This is a genomic window from Vibrio sp. K4, from assembly GCF_051122595.1.
Taxonomy (GTDB): Bacteria; Pseudomonadota; Gammaproteobacteria; order Enterobacterales; family Vibrionaceae; genus Vibrio; species Vibrio owensii.
The window spans coordinates 1,761,215-1,779,661 of record NZ_CP178578.1 but is presented as its reverse complement, the minus strand read 5'-3'; the positions used below and the strand labels follow the sequence as shown (position 1 = coordinate 1,779,661).

Sequence of the window (18,447 nt, the reverse complement as noted above, 5' to 3'; positions counted from 1 at the left end):
TTGGGTCGCAGTTTGGTCAACACTGGTTTACTTTGTACCGCTAACTGGATTTTAAAGACCAACTATTCAACAAATGAGGGGCGCATAAGTGCTCCTTTTTTGTATCTGAACCGCTTCAAATTCATGACGTTGATAAACATTCTTCACAAAATACTTTGTTGTTATCGATAACGATTTTTTGTTGGATATCGACGCAAGCAGGGGTATGATGGCGGCGTTTGGGGAGTAGTTAGCGCAAGTTTATTTATCGTCATCTCGTTAAGCATCAGCTTATCCGGTAAATAAAGGTGTCACTTGATTCGTCATGTGATCACTTCAACGAGACCAACGCATTCATTGACTAGCAGACACATGGGTAATGTGACTGTTGGTTTGTATTGTCTGCGGAAGGTCAGCCCGAATAATGTCCTTCCGCATGGGAGGAAGCATGTCTCTTATCGAAAATACCACCCAATTATCCCAGTCTGTTCCACTGCAAGAATCACTGACAATGTACGGTGTATTCGGCCTATTTACTTTGGTTTTAGTCGCTCTCGATATCTATCAGACTCGTGGCGGCGTGATTACCATGAAAAAAGCAATTGGTTGGAGCGTATTCTGGTTCTTATTAGCGTTTGTCTTTGCAGGCTCTATCTATTTCTTTTGGGATTATTACGCGCCTCATAGCGTTTATACTCACGAAAAAGCGACCATATCATTCTTAACTGGTTACTTGCTTGAGAAATCGTTAAGTGTCGATAACTTGTTTGTGTTCGCAATCATCTTTGCGCAATACAAGGTGCCTGAGCATTTGCGTCCACGCGCTCTATTGTGGGGTGTGATTGGTGCATTGGTTCTGCGTGCAATCATGATCGCAGTAGGTGCTCAATTACTTGCTCAATACCATTGGGTGCTTTACCTATTCGCAGCATTCCTAATTTGGACTGGTATTAAACTGGCGCGAGATAAAGGCGAAGAAGAAGAGGTGAACCCATACCCTGAGCAGTTCATCCGTAAATTCTTACCAGTGACAGAAGAGTATCAAGGTAACCACTTGATCTTGAAACAAGCAGGTAAGTGGGTTGCAACGCCAATGCTGATCGTTGTTGGTGTGATTGCAGTGATGGACGTGATGTTCGCACTGGATTCGATCCCTGCAATCTTTGCGGTAACGCGTGAACCGTTCTTGGTATTAGCAGCTAACGTGTTCGCTCTGCTTGGTTTACGTTCTCTGTACTTTGTACTGCAAGCAATGTTGGACAAGTTTGTGTACCTAAAACCAGCGCTGTCAGTGATCATGATGTTCATTGGTGTGAAGATGCTACTGGTTGGCACGCAATACGAAATCCCAACGGTTTGGTCATTAACTTTCCTAGTGACAGTGATGACGACAGCGGTTATTGCTTCTATCTATAAGAACAAAGAAACCAATAGCTCTAGCGTTAAAATTACTAATCAAAACTCTTAAGTATTTTGTAAATTCAAAATCCTTTAAAAGAATATTTGGTTAATTAAATGTTGCAAATAAACTTGGGTTTACCTGTGTAAATCCAAGTTATTCAACTAAAGATTCGCTTTGCTGAATAAGTATGCGGTTAGTTGGATTTTGTATTCTTATGGTTTGTAATGGAATTGTTTTATAAGAAAAACTAATCTGAATTACCAAATTTTGTCATTTTTTGCTCAGAGAAAAAATGACTAATATACAACCAACAAAACAATTTACTGCTTTTAAAGAGAGGCAATCATGGCACAAGCAATGCAAATGACAAATGTAGCTTTACCAACCTCTATGGATAAGAAGACCTACGCGGTTAACTTCAAAGGATTGATTGCTCACTTACTAGATATTCTTTTCGTAGACAACTCTGCACCTCGCAGCTACTACGCAGAAGACCTATCTGCACACATTCAGAAAGACATCGGTATGTACCGTTAATCTGAATGGAAAGCGAATTCGAAATGCCGGCTTAATCGCCGGTATTTTTGTATCTGAAATCGCCACATCTAAAACCGCATTGAAAGCTATCTGTTGCTAGCACGGTCATAGTCAGTATCAAAGAAAAGGAGCTGTCTATGATTAACGCGATTGCACTTGTTGCTATTACCAGTCTTTCAGCATCACAAAGTTGGGTTCATGAAGGACAGCCCGCACAAGTGATAGAACTATTTACCTCCGAAGGTTGCTCAAGTTGTCCACCAGCAGACAAATACCTTTCTACGTTCGAGTCCAACCCTGATTTGTGGGGAAAGTACATTCCTGTTGCCTACCACGTTGATTATTGGGACTATCTTGGTTGGAAAGACAAATTTGCAAAGCCTGAATTCTCTCAGCTGCAACGTTTGTATCGTGCTTATGGCGCGGTAGGGAGTGTCTATACTCCGGCATTTGTCGTTGATGGTGAAGAATGGCGCGGATTCTTCAATTGGCGTAAGCGTGTATTACCCAACAACGACAACGAGAAAGCTCAAACACTAGCACTAGAACGCTCTGGCAATCAATTCACTCTACGATTTGAAGATAATGGTACGTATGACGCAACGATTGTGTTTCTCTCAAGTAATGAAACGACACCGGTTAAGCGCGGTGAAAACCGAGGGAAAGTGTTAGAACATGATTTTGTCGCGTTAGAGAAGCAACAAGGTCGCTCAAAGAACGGAGAGTGGACGTTTAAGCTCAATCAACCCATCAACAACATTGATGCTGTTGCGGCGTGGGTGACTGAGCCAGGGACCTTTAATCGTGTGCAGACTGTCGCGGGTGAGATTCGTTAAATGAACTAGAGGGATGCCTTCCAATCCGAAAGCGCTTTGATGTGTTCTGGTCCAATACCGCAGCATCCACCTATAATGGTAGCCCCGCGCAGATGCCATTCTTGCGCAAAAGCTAGGTACTCTTCTGGTGATAGCTCCCGCATCGATTGTAATGCGCTATTGGCTTCGTGGTTAGATTTGATTGCGGTGAAGTTGTTCGCGTAAACCCCAATCTCAATGTCTAGCTTACGTTGGTTTAAAACTGCTTTGGTATCACTGACAGCTTTTGCCATTACTTCAGGTACTGAACAGTTGAAGTAAACACTGATGGTATTGGTGTTATCTGCGCTTTGTACAATGTGTTCGATGGCTTGGATAACGGTTTCACCAGAACGTAACAGCGCGGTTTCCAATGAGTCATCATTTAAAGAAAAGGCATACGCAGTAGGTTTGGTGCTGCTTGCGAACACGCTTTGTAAACACTTAAGTTCTTCTAGACTGCAAATGGTCTCCGCTAACCAGAGATCAACGTAATCCTCTTGAGCGTCAAACAAAGTCCTGAAAATGATTCCACCTAATTTGGGTTCGAACAGATCTGGTCGATAACTACCAAACGCTGGTGGAATACAACCAGCTACTTGAACGTTTTTCGGTGACTTATCTGCACATTCACGAGCAATTTGGGCTGCAAAGCGTGCTAGGTCACTGCCTTTCTGGTCGTAAAGTGCTTGTCCAAGGTGGAATGGCACACAGGCATAACTGTTGGCGATGATGATCTCTGCGCCAGCATGGATAAAGTGGTTATGCGCTTGGTAAACGAATTCTGGCGATTCAATCAGAGCTTGTGCGCTCCAAAGTGGTTGAGAGAATGGGGCACCCATGCGTTTCAGCTCTCTTCCCATACCGCCATCAAGGATGGTTAACTTCTTCATACTACAATCCATCAAAATTCTTCCTAGTTGAACCTTAAATGAAAATAGCAATGAGCGAAAGTGACGAAAGGATAAGGATAGGCCGAGTAAGTGGGCAGATTTGTGGTGAGTTAGAAAACCGAAAGGTGCAGAACACCAGAAACGAAAACGGGGTCCCGATTGGAACCCCGTTTAATTCGAAAGTAATGTTGAGATTACTTCTTACGGCAGTACTCAGCGATCACGTACATTGACTGACCACCGTTTGCCTTACCTGAAACAAGTTTAGGGTCATCACCAAGGCTGATACCGCGAATAACAGTACCTTGTTTGATTACTTGGTTTGTACCTTTAACTGGTAGGTCTTTGATTACTGTTACATCGTCACCTTTCTTAAGTTCAGTGCCGTTGCAGTCAACAGTTTTATCGTCAGCAGACATACCTTTCATAGCCCAGTTCATTTGCTCTTCTTCCATGTACATCATGTCAAGAGCGTCTTGAGCCCAGCTTTCTGTGTTTAGGCGAGTAAGTTGGCGCCATGCAGTTACTTGTACCGCAGGAACCTGACTCCACATGCTGTCGTTCAAGCAGCGCCAGTGGTTAATGTCTTTAGGATCTTCGATCTCACCAAGACACTTATCACAAACCATGATAGCAGTATCAACCGTCACGTTACCGTGTGGTGGAACAGCAAATGCTGTTAGTTGAGATTCAGAAGAACACAGTTCACATTTTGACTCGCAGCGAGCAAGCAGAGTAGCTTCGATAGACATAAGGACTCACCTTAGTAATGTTTTTTGGTGGCGGTATTATCCACTTTATCCTGAGAAATAAAAGGGTGTTAGAGAATTAAAGGCGAGATTTTACAATATTCCAACCTGAAAGAGGTGAATATGTAAAATATTGGCTAAACAAATAATATCTAGAATATAAATAAGGGTGTTGATTGTTTTGAATGATGAATCAGTTGCATTGATGAATATTATTGCTGAAGGGTAAAGTTATTCAAAATGAATGGAAAGTGCCCCCTGACTCTCAGAGGGCATGTCGTTTTATCGTTCAATAATCTGCACGACTTGGTCTTTCGAAATGCTCATTTCTTTGCCATCCACGTCCTCGTATTCGTACATACCAGTATCTTCATTTAAGTCCGGCTTGCCGTAAGAGGTAATGATTTTCCCTTCATTCGTTGACATTAGGTATTGGCTGCTGCCGCAAGCGGCAAGAAGCAGTGCAGTAGCAATAACGGTCAATACGCGCATAGAGTTTTCCTTTTTAAACAAGTAAGTTAGACAAAGACAACGTTATAACTATAGCAGAGGAAATATGAGTGGGTTTGAATAGAACAGAAACGAAAAAGCCCAGTCGAAACTGGGCTTTGGTTTAGTAACGATGCTTACTTAAGTACAGCGGTGTTAGTTACACCCGTTAGCATATCGTCCATTAGGAAGTCAGCATTTTCCATCTGCATCTCTACATGATGGTCTAGGTCCGCTAACGTACCGCCAGGAGAAGCGAATGTACTGTGTGTCGCAGTTGCATTGAACTGTACAAAGCTCGCAGAAGGAGACACGGTTGTGCTCGAACTGTTCACTGTTGTTAGTCCTAGTTTCGCTGCTAGAGGTTCAGTACCCGCAAACGGTGCATTGGCTACGTTGTTTGGCACAGTATCGTCACCATCGACTTCTGTCATAAAGAATGGTGTTGAAAGCGAACCTGAAGCCATTAGGTCACTCGCGTTAGTAAATGGATCAACCGTATCTAGCGTCGTCTGCGCAGCGTAGATAAAGCTAGAGAAGCCAGACTCAAGTGCCGCTAACTGTGCTTCTGTTGCTACTTGCTCAAATGCTTCGTAACACGCTTTATCTGATAGCTCAGCACAAGATGCATCGGCGTAGCTCGCGTACTCCGTTGATGCTGCATAAGCCAAGTTGTGTTTGATCTGTGGACCAAAGTTAGACGAACCAAGCAGTAGGTTACCAATTTGGCCACCTGCGTTTTGAATTGATGCGCCGCTGAATGTGTACAGTGCGTCTGCCGTTGGGCTACCCAATGTGTTGTTCGCCGCCGCTACAGCAGAAGTACCGACGATGCCACCCAATGAGTGACCAAGCATCTTCACTTTTGAACCCGTCATTGGATTAAAACCTTGAAGCGGACTGCTTACCAGAAGGCCAGCTTGCGCTGAAACAACTAAGCTTGCACGCAGACCAAGAACATCAAGCACGCTTTGGCGAAGGTTATCACGCGCTACCGCTAGGTTAGACAGGTTTAGGTAAGCCAGTACATCCGCATTTGCTGAGCGTTGGTCATCTAAGCTACGAGTACCGTGGATAGGCAGGTCAATTGCGATAACAGCAACACCAGCTTTCACCATGTTGAACGCAAAAGAGTAAGCATTTTCTTTGGCTGACGTAATACCGTGTTGGTAAATCACAACATCTGTAGGAGTACCAGTTTCTGGCGTAAACAGTAGGAACTCCACGTCTTCTAATGACTTAACCACAGGTACTGGAGAGTAGCGAGTAATAATGCGGTCGTTATCTAGTTGAGTGCCGTCTGATAGGAACAGCGTAGAACCAACCAGTTTCAACTGTTCGGTTGGGTCGGTTGCTAGCTTGGTCACATCAACAGGATCATCAGCAAACACACCAGTAGACAGTTGTTGAACCATGTTCGCTTGCTCTGCAGGATCTGCCAACGCAGCACTTAGCTTCGCTAGGCTAGGCATTGCAGAAACCATAGGCTGCATGTTCCAATCTGCGCCTTTCTCTAGGTAATGCGGTAGTCGCACCACACCCTGAGTAACATTCACATCTACAGCTGCGCCAGCGTACAAACCTTTGATCGCTGTTTTAGCAGCATCCAGATCGCTGATGTATTTGTTGAAGTCTTCATCGGCATCTAGTGCAGTAACAAAGTCTTGCGTTGTACCTAACGTCATTGTGTATGCTGTTGCTAAATCTACAGAACCTTCATTCGCATCGTTCTTGTAAACCGTGTTTAGTGTATTTGCACCTGTAGCAAAGCCTGTTGCTGTCACGCCTTTTACTGCAGCAAGCGTATCGCCGACAGACTGGGTGCTAAACCATGAAGAGTAAACGATGTCAGCTGGGTTCACGCTCGCTAGGCCAAAAATGCCTTCTACAGCGGTTGTTGCCGCTTGTACGGAAGCTAGGTCACCAGTCTCGTAGACAATCTCTTTTGATTTACCTGTCGCGTAGCTGCCTGAAGTGCCGATAGGGTTACCGTTAACATCCTGAATAGCTTGAGTCACTGCGAAGATATATTCGCCAGATTCATCAAGAGAATTCATGAATTGGATGTAAAGCGAGTTGCCGCTTGCTTGCACAATGAAATCTGTGCCAAGTGTTAGTACTTTTTCAATTGGGTTTGAAGCACCATCCCAATCAGTCAAGCGCTGGTTGATCTTAATAACGCTAACGCCAGACGTCACAAGACCATCTGAGAAGCCGTCGCCATTAAAGTTAAGCACGATTGGCATTGATGTTGACCAACCATCCATCGTGTTCATTGCCGCTAACGGGTTAGTTAGAGCATCATCACCACCGGTAGGAAGACCAAGTGTTCCGTCTGTTGTATCCATCAATAGGTAAGATGGCGCAGGAACATCTGCATTGGCACCTTGAAGTGTAAAGCTGATAGACGTGTTACGGTCAAGAAGTGCTTGAACTGCTGGCTCAAACGTGACGGTATCAGATGTGCCTGAGCTAGAGGTATCGTCACCACAACCTGCAAGTAGGATTGCAGAACAAAGCAGTGATAGTTTAAACGTGTGTTTCATTGGTTTACTCCGTTAATCCCGATTATTTGAAGGTGTAGTTCACTTGAACAGCACTGATGTAAGCAGTACCTTCTGAGTCGAATGTGATCTCTTGATCTGCTGCGTTGGTTTCAGTGAACGAGCCGGACTTACTCTTAACAAAAGCAAAACCTGCATCGAAGGTTAGGTTCTCTTTCATTGCATAAGTCACGCCTGCGCTGTACCAGAAACGGTCGCTATCAGGGATACTCAATGTTGCTTCACCTGCTTGCTCGTCGTATGCGATACCAGCGCGAAGTGTCCATTGATTGTTTAGTGTGTATGTACCACCGAAGGAGTAACGGTTGTTGTCTTCATATTTCTCAGGTTTAAAGAAGCACACGCCATCAACACAGTCTTTGCTGGTTGCTTTTAGCTCTTTAAATGTGCTCCAGTCTGTTTGTTGCCATCCGTAGTGGATCGCCCATTTGTCATTTAATTGATGGAATGCAGACAATTCGATAATGGATGGGAGAGAGATTTGTAAACGGCCATCGACTTTTGACGCATTAGCGATGCCAGAGTCATAGCTACTGAATTCACCTTCATCGAAGTCTAAATCCACTTTGGAACGGTAACCGAATCCAAAACGGTTGTTTTCATTCAATTCGTAAAGGGCACCAATGTTCCAACCGAAAGCGAAAGTATCGCCTTCCATGCCGATTAGGTTGTCAGATTTTTTGCTTCCTGGGCCAAATAACGGCGCCAATGAGCCTTTGTGGCGAGTAAGCTCTGCGTGTGCGTAAACAATGTTAATACCACCACCAACGCTAAATTGTTCGTTGATGCGGTAAGCAATATTCGGGTTAATGTTAACCGAAAGTAGGGAAGTATCACCCGCCATGTCACCCGCAGAAATGTCATCTGGGTAATCGGTAGCGACACCGTAGGTGGTGAACATGCCAATACCCCAAGCCCATTTGTCGTTGATTGGGCTGATGTAGTAGCCAGCCGGAACGATTTGTAGTGGGGCAACGTCATTCGCGTGTTCTTTATGGAAAGTGTCATAGACGTTAACTTCAGGATCGACGACAGACAGCGCGCCTGAAAATTGAGCTTCTTTAAAAAGTGTCATCGCAGCTGGGTTGCGGGCTAATACGCTCGCATTGTCGGCTACTGCGCCTTCACCTGAAAATGCTCTACCAAGACCAGAAGCCGAGTGTTCGGCCACCTGAAAGCCCGCAGACTGGGCATTACACGCAAACAATATTGAAATTGTAAGCAGAGAGCAGTGCTTCTTGTTCATCCTTGACCCTCCTAGGGTGTCATTATATTAGACCGAAGTCTTTGTATTTGTTGTGTGCCTTTTACACCAGTTGCTGTCGGTTCGATTTACAACTGCAATGTAAATATAATGTTAATTGTATGTTTATTAACTTGTCAAAGATCAGACGTATATTGCGTTTTAAATTTGATGCATAGGTCAAACCGCAATTAATAAGGCCATGTATTATGGTGATATTTTTGTAAGGAATGGTATGACCAGAGTTGTTTTGTAAATCTTATGATTAAAAGCTAATCAAATACGTGTTGTTAACATGCTTTTCGTTCGATGCCATTGCAGGCATAATTCGAACTTTGTGTTTATCGCATTGGAAATCGCGTTGGAATTACTACACATTGAATTTTTAGGAAAGTCGCTCAGGCTTGAAGGCTCTATGGCAGGTTGGCAACAACTGTTTTGGGATAACACCTTGGTGTCGCAGATTGCTGCGAGCGATGATGACTCAGGCAAGACACAGCATGAGTTCAAGCTCACTGCTGGAGAGGATGTTTTACATTGCCAATTGAGCTGTGAACTAAACTGGCAACCATTTGATTTTAAGTATCAAGCGACAGTGAATAACTTACTGGTTGTTGAAGGTGCTCGTGACGAAAAAGACATCGAACGCCAAGTGCCAGTAGAGCCGCCACCGGCAGAAAAGCGTTTTAGTCTAATTGGTATCGTGTCGCTCGGCATGAAAGCGTTGAAAAGCGCGAAGGTCATTAAGGTGGCGTTAGCCTCTGCAAGTCTTGCCGCATACTCATGGCTGTTTTCGATTGAGTTCGCCCTCGCATTGGTGGCCTGTTTAGTTTTTCATGAATATGGCCATATCCGAGCAATGAAGTACTTTGGTATGAAGACCAAAGGCATCTATCTCATCCCATTTTTAGGTGGCTTAGCGCTAAGCGATGAAAAGATAAACACACGTTGGCAAGATGTGGTTATCTCCATCATGGGACCGTTCTTTGGGTTAGTCCTCAGCATTCTATTCACCGTCTTATATTGGATGACAGGGGAGATGATCTTTGCGGGCCTTGCTGTGTTTAACGCCTTGCTAAACCTCTTCAATTTGCTGCCAATTCTGCCATTAGACGGTGGACATGTTCTTAAAAGTATTACCTTTTCAATGAATACATGGATTGGTTTGGCGGGGAGTATTGTCACGGCTTTGCTTGGCATCTACATCAGTTATACGTTCGGCTTAACGTTGCTTGGTTTCTTGCTATTGATGGGGATGTTAGAGGTGGTAATGGAATGGCGAACTCGACACCACAGCCATTTACTGCCATTAACCCGATATGGGCAACTGTTCTCGTTTGCTTGGTACTTAGTTTCTGTCGGTGGCTTTATTGCCATCATTTGGTACTTTGCTGGGTTAGGAGACAGCTTGTTAAGCTTGCCTTTGCAGATCTTAGGTACGTAGACACAATAAGTAAAAACACAGACGAATAAAAAGAGCTCCGAAATGGAGCTCTTCTTGTTTGCAATTTAGGGACAGTTTTTAACTAGAGTGCCTTGAGTTTTGAATCAACCACACTTAGGAGCTTTAACGTTAGACGCTGGCAGTGTTTTAATGGTTGCCTGTAGATCTCTAATACGAGTGCTGTGCGATGGGTGGGTTGAGAAAAACTCTGGTGGTTGAGCACCACCTGCAACGCTCATGTTTTTCCAAAGATCGACACTTTGGTTAGGATCGAAGCCAGCTTTTGCCATAAATCCAAGGCCAACAATATCGGCTTCAGATTCTTGCGTTCGTCCATAAGGAAGAATCACACCGTATTGAACTCCCACACCAAGCGCCGCCATCGTCATCTGCTGGTATTGTTTGTATTCAGACGCACCGATTGCAACATTAGCAAGTGATAGCCCTGCATTGGCTAACTGGCTTTGAGACAAACGCTCATTACTGTGATCAGCTAAAACGTGTGCGACTTCATGGCCGATGACCGTTGCAAGTTGGTCTTGGTTTTTCGCCACTTTCAGTAAGCCGGTATAAACACCAATTTTACCACCCGGTAAAGCAAAGGCGTTTACCTGAGGGCTGTCAAACACAACCACTTCCCATTCTTTGAAGCCTGCTTGAGGCGGAATCGTGTCGGTGATTTGTTTCGCAACACATTGAACGTAGGCATTGGTCTTTTTGTCTTTACTGATTGGTATCTCTTTCTTCATTTGATCGAATGATTTTGCTCCGAGCGATGACATCTCTTGGTCGGAAAACATCAAAATTTGGTTACGGCCAGTGGGCGAAGAGCTACACGCTGTTAGACCTGCAACGGTCAAAAGTACTGAGGCTTTAATCCATGTTCTCATAGCGGGGTCCATATAAATATTTTTTGTTTTGTACCAATAGTATAACGCTTAGTAAAGAAACGTTAAGTCATTATGTTGATCACGTTGAGACTTGCGTTTGACCTTGAAGTCGCGATGCGATCAGGACTATGCTAGGCGCACTTTTCATAGATAAACCGTCCAGTGCGATACGGGACGAGATAAGAGCGAAAAATGAGTATTTGGAAAAAGCCAATTAACTTAGACATTCTTAACGCCACCTCAAAAAATACCATGATGGAGCATCTGCAAATCGTCTATACCGATTTCACTGATGATTCACTAAGCGCGACCATGCCTGTTTGCAGCTTTACGCATCAACCACTGGGTATGCTGCATGGCGGTGCGTCTGTTGTACTTGCGGAAACACTTGGTTCACTTGCTGCGAATTTTTGTGTGGAGGAAGGCAGTTACTGTGTTGGTTTGGACATTAATGCAAACCATGTTCGTGCGATGCGCAGTGGCCATGTTATTGGTACCGCAAAGCCTGTTCATTTGGGCGTGTCTACTCAAGTGTGGCAAATCGAAATCACCGATGAACGCGGACGTCTGGTTTGTACGAGCCGTTTGACGATCGCAGTAAAACATCCGAAAGAAAAACAAGTTCAGTAAGAGAATAGTCATATGGTCATTGAATTCTCTTTAGGAAAAATCATCGCTACGCAGCGTGAAATTGTTATCAAACTTACGGGTAGTGCGATGGTTACTTTGCAAGCACAAACCGATGCAATTCAGCTACTTGGGCGCGGAGCGAATGTTGTTTTGGCTCATGGTGCGGAAACGAAATGGTCGATCAAACTCGACGATGAAGATCAATTACGCCAACTAGCGCAAGAAATTGGTATCGACATTCAATAATTTGCACGTCTGAGTTTGCACTTTTCACGAAAAATGAGGAAACTTAGTTTATCGTTATGAAAACTAAAATTTCCTCTTTATGAGTAGCCCTCGTTTACGCGTTCAGTTCGAAACGCTGTTTGAAAAATTTTCTGGTAATGACACGGATGTTCAACTCGAAGACATTACCGAAGCACTCTTTTGTACTCGTCGAAACGCTCGAATCGTCCTTAATAAACTAGAGGAAGAAGGGTGGATCGAATGGCATCCTGCCGCAGGTCGCGGCAAGCTTTCTAAACTGATCTTCAAGCGCAATCGTAGCGATGTAAGTGAGAATCTTGCACGTCGTTACTTGGACGAAGGGAAAATAGGTCAAGCCCTTGAAGCGCTAGACAACGATGCAGCTAAGCTCACTCAGGTTATTCAGGGCTATTTAGGTCTGCAACATCGACAAGGTGAGCAGGTCGTTCGCTTGCCTTATTACAGACCGCTTTCTATGTTGAACCCGCAAAAGCCAATGCGCCGTTCAGAGCAGCATATCGCGCGTCAGGTGTTCAGTGGCCTTACGAAACTCGACGACAACGAGCAGCTTCAACCCGATTTAGCGCATTACTGGGAAGCACTTTCAGATACACATTGGCGCTTCTATCTACGTCGTGGGGTTCGTTTTCATAATGGCGAACTGTTGACGACTGATTGTGTTATCGAGAGTATTGGGGCGTTAAGCGAACTCAACTTGTTCTCTCACATAGAAAAGGTCATCTCTCCAGAGCCTTGGACGGTAGATATCCACTTGGTACGCCCTGATAAGTACCTGCCACTTGCATTGAGTGAGTCACAAGCCAAAGTCTTATTACCAAGCAACTTACGTTCAGAAGAATTCGATAGAAAGCCAATCGGCACAGGCCCATTCCAAGTTAAAGTCAATGATGACAAACGCTTAATTCTGACGGCGTTTGATGGCTACTTTGGTCTGCGTCCACTCTTGGATCAAGTTGAAGTGTGGGTAATCGACGAGGCGTATTCTTCCATGGTTTACCCAAGTTTGACTAAGCCACAAATGGATAAACAAGCGTCGACGGATGAAGTCGAGCTTGATCCCGGTTGTACTTTCCTACTACTGAATAAAAATACAGGTATTGCAAAAGACCCAAGATGGGCGGAGTTTTTGAGTCAAACCTTGAACAGCTACCAAGTGTACTCCCATGTGCCTCAAGACAAGGTCATTGAACTAGGAGTGCTACAAGCATTTGGATTAAAGCCTGGTTGGATTGACCTTAAACCGACGATGTCTGGTGACGCGCCCCAGAAAGAGAAAACCATTTGTGTCGCTTACCAAAAGAAACACCCTATGTTTCCTGTTATCGCTAAAGCGATCAAAACCTTGCTCAAGCCTCATGGAATTGATGTGGAGTTCATTCGTTACGATACTCAGCCGCCTTCACCAGAAGAAGTGGATATTTGGATCAAAGCAATGGGTATTGCGACCAACCGTAACGATGCACTTGCTGGCTGGCTGTTGGATTACAGCGATATTGATAAATTTAGTGCGGGTTATGATTTCTCTGGTTGGTCAACGCTGGTGGATCAATGGAGAGCAGGGCAACACACGGATTTTCCTGCCCGAGAGTTAGGCAGACAACTGGTAAAGAGCTGCCAAGTGATCCCGATGTTCCACTGTTGGTTAGGCGTGAACAAAGACCACAGCGGTGCGCTGCAAAACGCCAAATGTAACGCCTTAGGTTGGTTTGATTTCAGTACCGTGTGGGTAAAACCGAAGATAGAGAAAGATGGCGAAACCGAATAAGAAGCAACCGACCAAAACAGTCGAGATATTTTGTGCAAAATGTAAAACGCAGCTGTTTAAATATCGCAAAGGCGGTAAAGGGGCATTAGTGAAATGCTTTAAAGAACGCATTGTTGAAGACTTCACCAACACACCTTGCATTTGCCCGGGTTGTGAACAAGAGTTTGCAAGAGACACGTTAGTAAGAGGAACACCTGCCTACAAGATGATTGGCGGCAAGGTGACGATGAAATAAGAGTCAGTTATGAGCGAACAACATGAATACTGCATGGTATTGAGTACCGCAGGCACGCAGAAGAACCGAGACGAGATCATCAAAGGTTTGTTGGAAGGGCAACTTGCTGCTTGTATACAGACCATGGCAATAGAGAGCCACTATGTATGGAAAGGGGAAGTGTGTAGCGATAATGAGTGGTTGTTGATCATTAAGACACGCAAAGACTTATACGCATTGGTCGAAGACAAAATAAAAGACCTGCACGAATATGAGGTGGCTCAGATCGTACAGGTCCCAATTGTAGAAGGTTTTAACCCTTATCTAGAGTGGCTTCGCCAGTCGACGTTGAGTTGTCAGTAGAAGCAACGATAGTATCGCACCCATGGTGTCACATAACATGTCTTTCTGGGCATCCCAAATATCGCCTTGCGATCCCAGGAAGGCAATTCCCTCATCACCGCCTGCAATTTCCGCATACCACCATTCGATGATCTCGTAGCCAGCTGCCAAAGACATAATGGCAAACAAAGCAAACCAACAAGCAAATCCAACACTGATCTTTTTCTTATTAATTAGATATTCAGCAATCGGGTAAGCGTATAAGCCAATCGAGAAGTGAGCAACACGGTCAAAGTTATTGCGCTCCGAGCCAATTAAGTTGTTGAACCAATCAAACGGAACTTCTGCAAACGTGTATTTGGCACCAATGGTGTGAAGACAAAGCCAGATAAACATCAGTACATAAGCGGTATTGCTGAATTGGTAACGAATGGACAGCGCCCAAATGGCAATGAGAATACCGATGGCAGGAACGATCTCTGCAAACCACACCGCACGAGAGCTTGGCTCTAAGGCAGAAAACAAAAAAACAACGGCGTAGAAAATCGTTAAACCCAATAAGGTAGAAGTACTTTTCATAGAGAAATTGATCCTTCAATTGAAATCTGTGGTTATGATTACACTTAATTGTACAGTGTGCAATTGTTTATTTTGTCGGGGAGATGCTTACTTTTTATGTTGATATATTGCCAAACTGCTCAACAATAAAACGTTTGCGCGTAAACATTTCATTAAAGTTTGATTTACAACATGGCCATCCATAGAATTCACCGCTCAGTCTAATAAAAAAGAAGTAAAGTCATGAAACTGGAAACTGTCGATTATCTTGCTGACGATGCTGCTCAACAGTTCGTCACCTCACTGCGCGAAACGGGCTTTGGTGTTCTTAAGAACCATCCAATTCCACAAGAGCTCGTCGAGTCTATTTACAAAAATTGGTACGAGTTCTTCTGCTCTGAACAAAAGAATGATTTCCAATTTAATGTTGAAACACAAGACGGTTATTTTCCACCATCAGTTTCTGAAGTCGCGAAGGGGCACTCAGTTAAAGACATTAAAGAGTACTTCCATGTTTACCCTTGGGGTCAAATGCCAGAGCAGCTTAAAGAAGAAATTCTTGAGTACTACGAGCGCGCAAATGCCTTTGCTCAAGAGCTTCTTGGATGGGTGGAAGAGTACGCACCAAAAGAGGTTCAAGAGAAGTTCTCTATCGCACTGTCTGAAATGATCAACAACAGCGACAAAACACTACTGCGCGTCCTGCATTACCCACCAATGACGGGCGAAGAAGAACCAGGTGCGATTCGTGCGGCAGCACATGAAGACATTAACCTGCTAACTGTTCTGCCAGCAGCAAATGAACCTGGCCTTCAGGTAAAGAGCAAAGAAGGTGATTGGTTAGATGTGCCATGTGACTTTGGTAACTTGATCATTAACATCGGTGACATGCTGCAAGAAGCATCTGGTGGTTACTTCCCATCTACGACTCACCGTGTGATTAACCCTACGGGTGGCCGTCAAGAGAAGTCTCGCATCTCGCTTCCTTTATTCCTACACCCGAAGCCAGATACGGTTCTGTCTGAGCGCTACACAGCGCATAGCTACCTAATGGAACGCCTAAGAGAGCTTGGCGTTATTTAAACTAACGAGATCCTCCTTCAAAAGGCTGACGGTTTATGACTGTCAGCCTTTTTGTCTTTATGGTACAAATTGACTAGCTTTAATAACAGGTACTTAAAACGGTTAGGGGATACATGGACGAACAATTCGACGTTTGCCAAAACGGACAGCAATACATGGAAAACCCATTGTTGTGGCCGATTTTAGACATTCTCCGTAAACAACCAACGAGTTGGAAGGTGCACACACTTGCGCAAGAGCTCAGTGAGCACGATTATATTCCTCAGTTAGATCCATCTCCGGATAAAGACCTCTTTAAGCGCAATTTCTTGTTGATGAACGCGCTCTATCAACTACAAGAAACGCTTTACCCTGACGGCTGGCTACAAGTTGAAGCGATGAACATTGTGCTAATGTCTGCAATTGAAGCTTCCCGTCACAGCATCGACATCAATGACCCACTCAGAGAGTACTACCTTGATTGGAAAAATTACGAAGCCGATGAAGGCGAGGTACGTAGACTGCTCAATGACTTTTGGAGTCGATATCAACGCTACATTGGTGGAAACACTTCTAGCGATTTGGACCGAGCGAAGGCGTTGAGTTTATTTGAGTTGGGGGCGGAGGCGACTCGGGCGGATATTCGTAAGCAGTGGAGAAAGCTTGCATTACGGTGGCACCCAGATCGAGAGAACGGTGATGCAGATAGGTTTCGTATTCTCTGCGAGGCTTGGAATGTACTACGTAGCGGATAAAACAAACATTAGTCACAGTGTAACGTTATTTATCCTTTTACCTATCAGCTAGATACAAAAAAGGCAGCGTTCATTGCTGCCTTTTGCTGTATGTCTTGTCCAGTACTAACGAGAAGGTTTGAACTGAGACTTACGCATGCGGTTTAGGGCTGCCATTACATCCAATGTGCGTGGTTTTGCTAAGTCACCTTGTTTAGGTAGTGTCGCGTGCCATTCGCCAGAAAGCATGTCTTCGATTTCTTTTGCTGGGTGGTTACACCAACCTGGAAGTTGGGCAATTTGGAACCACAACCAACCAATCGTGTTTACTTCATCTGCGGATTCTAGTTGTTCAAGTGCACTTAGGTCTGCGAACTCTTTACCAAAGCGAAGAGAATCTTTGCCTTTCGCGTTAACGCGGAACTTACCGTCTGTCAGAATGTTCATCAGTGCTACTCGGTTCAACGCACGAGGGCGGAACGTTTGCAGACTTTCTTCAGATTCGTTATGACGCTGAGTAGGGTGCTGAGCAATCACTTGTTTTGCTTTTTCAGTTACATCAACCGCTTGGTAGTCGTGCATTTGGATTACGGTATCTGCAACGTCTAGATAGTCACCAGAACCGCCCATAACGATGATGGTTGAGATCTCTAGTTCATCACGTAACTGGCCGATACGATCAACTAGTGGCGTAATTGGCTCATCACCTTTTGCTACCAACGCCTGCATGCGCTCATCACGGATCATAAAGTTGGTTGCTGAAGTATCTTCATCGATAAGCAAAGAACTGGCACCTGCTTCAATAGACTCTTGTAGCCAAGCCGCTTGAGAGGTAGAACCCGATGCGTCTTGTGTCGAGAAATCAGCCGTGTCTTTGTCCATTGGCAAGTGATTGATGTAGTTCGATAGGTTCAAGTGATGAACACAACGGCCATCTTCCGCACGAATCTTCATCGCATTTCCATCTGTCACGATGTATTCGCGGCCATCGCCAGGAATGTGATCGTAGATAGAGCGTTCAACGGCATTCAACAACGTCGATTTACCATGGAAACCACCACCAACAATCAAAGTAATGCCTTTAGGGATACCCAAACCCGTTACGTAGCCTTTGTTAGGCGCGTGTAGCGTAACTTGAAGGGATTCTGGCGCTTTGAACTCAACCGCGTCTTTCATCGGCAAGTCACAGTTACCTGCGATACGTGGAAGGATGCTGCCATTCGCCACAAAAGCAACCAAGTTGTTTGCTTCTAGCTGTTCACGCAGAGATGCTTGGTCTTCAATCACTTTACAGTGCTCAATCAACGCATCTTTGTTCAGTTCACGCTCTAGCGTCGCGCGACGGATAAACTTCGGCAAGTAGAAAGTAAGGATGTTGTTGGCTTTCTTACCAAGAACAGAACGACCTTCTGCTGGCAAGTTAACGCGGAAGCGAAGTTCAATGCCTTCTTCAGTGAATAGCACTGCTGTGTTGTCTAGAACGGTTTGGCCGCTTAAAGAGATTGATACTGCGTTCTCTTGTTTTGCAAACTCGTCGAAGCTTCGAGCAATAAAGTCACGAGCCGCACGCTGAAAAGCAGGTGATTCGTCTTTTAGCCATTCAAGACCGGTTAAAGACCACGCGCGAGTTGCACGTAGGCGAGAAGCAGATGCGTATGGGTCGCCTTGAACGTAATCAATGTACAAGTCGAAATCACCGAAGTCGTATTGACCCTTGATTTGTTGGTATGCGCGGTAGTTCTGCTTTTCGATTTTCTTAAGCGTGGCAGTCAACTGATCCATGAAGATAATGGCCTTTTTATTGGAAGCGGGCGGCGATTATAGAAACCAC

19 protein-coding genes are annotated in these 18,447 nt (G+C 44.6%); 11 read left to right on the top strand and 8 right to left on the bottom strand.

What is annotated here, in order from left to right; translation table 11 throughout:
• The first annotated feature begins 427 nt into the window (after positions 1-427).
• The 3 genes from ACLIIY_RS25460 to ACLIIY_RS25450 all read left to right on the top strand — a co-directional run bounded on the left by ACLIIY_RS25460 (position 428) and on the right by ACLIIY_RS25450 (position 2,754).
• Entirely contained in the window at positions 428-1,447 is a 1,020-nt protein-coding gene (locus tag ACLIIY_RS25460; protein ID WP_005441878.1) for a TerC family protein, read from the top strand.
• A gap of 279 nt (positions 1,448-1,726) precedes the next feature.
• The gene (locus ACLIIY_RS25455) at positions 1,727-1,918 is read left to right on the top strand and encodes a hypothetical protein (RefSeq protein WP_005451745.1); all 192 of its coding nucleotides are present in this window, start codon (positions 1,727-1,729) and stop codon (positions 1,916-1,918) included.
• 137 nt (positions 1,919-2,055) lie between these two features.
• The gene (locus ACLIIY_RS25450) at positions 2,056-2,754 is read left to right on the top strand and encodes a DUF1223 domain-containing protein (protein WP_434528759.1); all 699 of its coding nucleotides are present in this window, start codon (positions 2,056-2,058) and stop codon (positions 2,752-2,754) included.
• Between the two features lie 5 nt (positions 2,755-2,759).
• On the opposite strand, the gene ACLIIY_RS25445 is transcribed toward ACLIIY_RS25450, so the two are convergent.
• From ACLIIY_RS25445 to ACLIIY_RS25425, 5 genes are all read right to left on the bottom strand, one after another.
• Complete coding sequence (locus ACLIIY_RS25445) at positions 2,760-3,665, bottom strand: homocysteine S-methyltransferase family protein (RefSeq protein WP_434528758.1); 906 nt, start codon at positions 3,663-3,665, stop codon at positions 2,760-2,762.
• A gap of 194 nt (positions 3,666-3,859) precedes the next feature.
• A complete protein-coding gene (locus tag ACLIIY_RS25440) occupies positions 3,860-4,417 on the bottom strand; it encodes a PhnA domain-containing protein (protein ID WP_005441869.1) in 558 nt (185 codons plus the stop codon).
• 279 nt (positions 4,418-4,696) lie between these two features.
• Positions 4,697-4,906: a YgdI/YgdR family lipoprotein gene (locus ACLIIY_RS25435; RefSeq protein ID WP_005435119.1), complete on the bottom strand. Its 210-nt coding sequence runs from the start codon at positions 4,904-4,906 to the stop codon at positions 4,697-4,699.
• A 134-nt stretch (positions 4,907-5,040) separates the two neighbouring features.
• On the bottom strand, positions 5,041-7,449 hold the full coding sequence (locus tag ACLIIY_RS25430; RefSeq protein ID WP_434528757.1) for a VolA/Pla-1 family phospholipase: 2,409 nt from the start codon (positions 7,447-7,449) through the stop codon (positions 5,041-5,043).
• Between the two features lie 22 nt (positions 7,450-7,471).
• The gene (locus tag ACLIIY_RS25425; protein WP_005435122.1) at positions 7,472-8,713 is read right to left on the bottom strand and encodes an outer membrane protein transport protein; all 1,242 of its coding nucleotides are present in this window, start codon (positions 8,711-8,713) and stop codon (positions 7,472-7,474) included.
• Positions 8,714-9,125: 412 nt separating this feature from the next.
• Here ACLIIY_RS25425 and ACLIIY_RS25420 point away from each other — a divergent pair, with 412 nt between their 5' ends.
• On the top strand, positions 9,126-10,154 hold the full coding sequence (locus tag ACLIIY_RS25420) for a site-2 protease family protein (RefSeq protein ID WP_434529525.1): 1,029 nt from the start codon (positions 9,126-9,128) through the stop codon (positions 10,152-10,154).
• A gap of 104 nt (positions 10,155-10,258) precedes the next feature.
• On the opposite strand, the gene ACLIIY_RS25415 is transcribed toward ACLIIY_RS25420, so the two are convergent.
• A complete protein-coding gene (locus ACLIIY_RS25415; protein WP_009704459.1) occupies positions 10,259-11,044 on the bottom strand; it encodes a M48 family metallopeptidase in 786 nt (261 codons plus the stop codon).
• 192 nt (positions 11,045-11,236) lie between these two features.
• On the opposite strand from ACLIIY_RS25415, the gene ACLIIY_RS25410 reads away from it, so the two are divergent.
• From ACLIIY_RS25410 to cutA, 5 genes are all read left to right on the top strand, one after another.
• Positions 11,237-11,674: a hotdog fold thioesterase gene (locus ACLIIY_RS25410; protein ID WP_020196913.1), complete on the top strand. Its 438-nt coding sequence runs from the start codon at positions 11,237-11,239 to the stop codon at positions 11,672-11,674.
• Positions 11,675-11,686: 12 nt separating this feature from the next.
• Positions 11,687-11,920, top strand: a complete 234-nt coding sequence (locus tag ACLIIY_RS25405) for a DUF3389 domain-containing protein (RefSeq protein WP_020196912.1) — start codon at positions 11,687-11,689, stop codon at positions 11,918-11,920.
• 79 nt (positions 11,921-11,999) lie between these two features.
• Complete coding sequence (locus ACLIIY_RS25400) at positions 12,000-13,706, top strand: SgrR family transcriptional regulator (protein ID WP_005435131.1); 1,707 nt, start codon at positions 12,000-12,002, stop codon at positions 13,704-13,706.
• Positions 13,690-13,941, top strand: coding sequence for a hypothetical protein (locus ACLIIY_RS25395; protein ID WP_009704455.1), 252 nt, complete (start codon positions 13,690-13,692; stop codon positions 13,939-13,941). The genes ACLIIY_RS25400 and ACLIIY_RS25395 overlap by 17 nt, the downstream gene beginning before the upstream one ends.
• 9 nt (positions 13,942-13,950) lie before the next feature.
• Positions 13,951-14,283 (top strand): divalent-cation tolerance protein CutA, encoded by a 333-nt coding sequence (gene cutA / locus ACLIIY_RS25390; RefSeq protein ID WP_009704454.1) that lies wholly within the window; start codon positions 13,951-13,953, stop codon positions 14,281-14,283.
• Here cutA and ACLIIY_RS25385 read toward each other — a convergent pair.
• Positions 14,245-14,841, bottom strand: coding sequence for a DUF2238 domain-containing protein (locus ACLIIY_RS25385; RefSeq protein WP_005435133.1), 597 nt, complete (start codon positions 14,839-14,841; stop codon positions 14,245-14,247). The genes cutA and ACLIIY_RS25385 overlap by 39 nt on opposite strands.
• A gap of 222 nt (positions 14,842-15,063) precedes the next feature.
• Between ACLIIY_RS25385 and ACLIIY_RS25380 the strand changes: the two genes are divergently transcribed.
• Both ACLIIY_RS25380 and ACLIIY_RS25375 read left to right on the top strand, forming a co-directional pair.
• Positions 15,064-15,903, top strand: a complete 840-nt coding sequence (locus tag ACLIIY_RS25380; RefSeq protein WP_005435134.1) for an isopenicillin N synthase family dioxygenase — start codon at positions 15,064-15,066, stop codon at positions 15,901-15,903.
• A 113-nt stretch (positions 15,904-16,016) separates the two neighbouring features.
• Positions 16,017-16,637 carry a DNA-J related domain-containing protein gene (locus tag ACLIIY_RS25375; protein WP_434528756.1) on the top strand — a complete coding sequence of 207 codons (621 nt, stop codon included), beginning with the start codon at positions 16,017-16,019 and terminating at the stop codon, positions 16,635-16,637.
• Positions 16,638-16,742: 105 nt separating this feature from the next.
• Here the strand turns inward: ACLIIY_RS25375 and ACLIIY_RS25370 are convergent, their stop codons facing one another.
• Positions 16,743-18,398, bottom strand: a complete 1,656-nt coding sequence (locus ACLIIY_RS25370) for an ABC-ATPase domain-containing protein (RefSeq protein WP_041053051.1) — start codon at positions 18,396-18,398, stop codon at positions 16,743-16,745.
• Between the last annotated feature and the right edge of the window lie 49 nt (positions 18,399-18,447).

What these genes read in the sequence shown, in the direction of transcription:
- ACLIIY_RS25460 (WP_005441878.1), top strand. Translation starts at nt 428, where the DNA reads ATGTCTCTTATCGAAAATACCACCCAATTATCCCAGTCTGTTCCACTG.
- ACLIIY_RS25455 (WP_005451745.1), top strand. Translation starts at nt 1,727, where the DNA reads ATGGCACAAGCAATGCAAATGACAAATGTAGCTTTACCAACCTCTATG.
- ACLIIY_RS25450 (WP_434528759.1), top strand. Translation starts at nt 2,056, where the DNA reads ATGATTAACGCGATTGCACTTGTTGCTATTACCAGTCTTTCAGCATCA.
- ACLIIY_RS25445 (WP_434528758.1), bottom strand. Translation starts at nt 3,665, where the DNA reads ATGAAGAAGTTAACCATCCTTGATGGCGGTATGGGAAGAGAGCTGAAA.
- ACLIIY_RS25440 (WP_005441869.1), bottom strand. Translation starts at nt 4,417, where the DNA reads ATGTCTATCGAAGCTACTCTGCTTGCTCGCTGCGAGTCAAAATGTGAA.
- ACLIIY_RS25435 (WP_005435119.1), bottom strand. Translation starts at nt 4,906, where the DNA reads ATGCGCGTATTGACCGTTATTGCTACTGCACTGCTTCTTGCCGCTTGC.
- ACLIIY_RS25430 (WP_434528757.1), bottom strand. Translation starts at nt 7,449, where the DNA reads ATGAAACACACGTTTAAACTATCACTGCTTTGTTCTGCAATCCTACTT.
- ACLIIY_RS25425 (WP_005435122.1), bottom strand. Translation starts at nt 8,713, where the DNA reads ATGAACAAGAAGCACTGCTCTCTGCTTACAATTTCAATATTGTTTGCG.
- ACLIIY_RS25420 (WP_434529525.1), top strand. Translation starts at nt 9,126, where the DNA reads ATGGCAGGTTGGCAACAACTGTTTTGGGATAACACCTTGGTGTCGCAG.
- ACLIIY_RS25415 (WP_009704459.1), bottom strand. Translation starts at nt 11,044, where the DNA reads ATGAGAACATGGATTAAAGCCTCAGTACTTTTGACCGTTGCAGGTCTA.
- ACLIIY_RS25410 (WP_020196913.1), top strand. Translation starts at nt 11,237, where the DNA reads ATGAGTATTTGGAAAAAGCCAATTAACTTAGACATTCTTAACGCCACC.
- ACLIIY_RS25405 (WP_020196912.1), top strand. Translation starts at nt 11,687, where the DNA reads ATGGTCATTGAATTCTCTTTAGGAAAAATCATCGCTACGCAGCGTGAA.
- ACLIIY_RS25400 (WP_005435131.1), top strand. Translation starts at nt 12,000, where the DNA reads ATGAGTAGCCCTCGTTTACGCGTTCAGTTCGAAACGCTGTTTGAAAAA.
- ACLIIY_RS25395 (WP_009704455.1), top strand. Translation starts at nt 13,690, where the DNA reads ATGGCGAAACCGAATAAGAAGCAACCGACCAAAACAGTCGAGATATTT.
- cutA (WP_009704454.1), top strand. Translation starts at nt 13,951, where the DNA reads ATGAGCGAACAACATGAATACTGCATGGTATTGAGTACCGCAGGCACG.
- ACLIIY_RS25385 (WP_005435133.1), bottom strand. Translation starts at nt 14,841, where the DNA reads ATGAAAAGTACTTCTACCTTATTGGGTTTAACGATTTTCTACGCCGTT.
- ACLIIY_RS25380 (WP_005435134.1), top strand. Translation starts at nt 15,064, where the DNA reads ATGAAACTGGAAACTGTCGATTATCTTGCTGACGATGCTGCTCAACAG.
- ACLIIY_RS25375 (WP_434528756.1), top strand. Translation starts at nt 16,017, where the DNA reads ATGGACGAACAATTCGACGTTTGCCAAAACGGACAGCAATACATGGAA.
- ACLIIY_RS25370 (WP_041053051.1), bottom strand. Translation starts at nt 18,398, where the DNA reads ATGGATCAGTTGACTGCCACGCTTAAGAAAATCGAAAAGCAGAACTAC.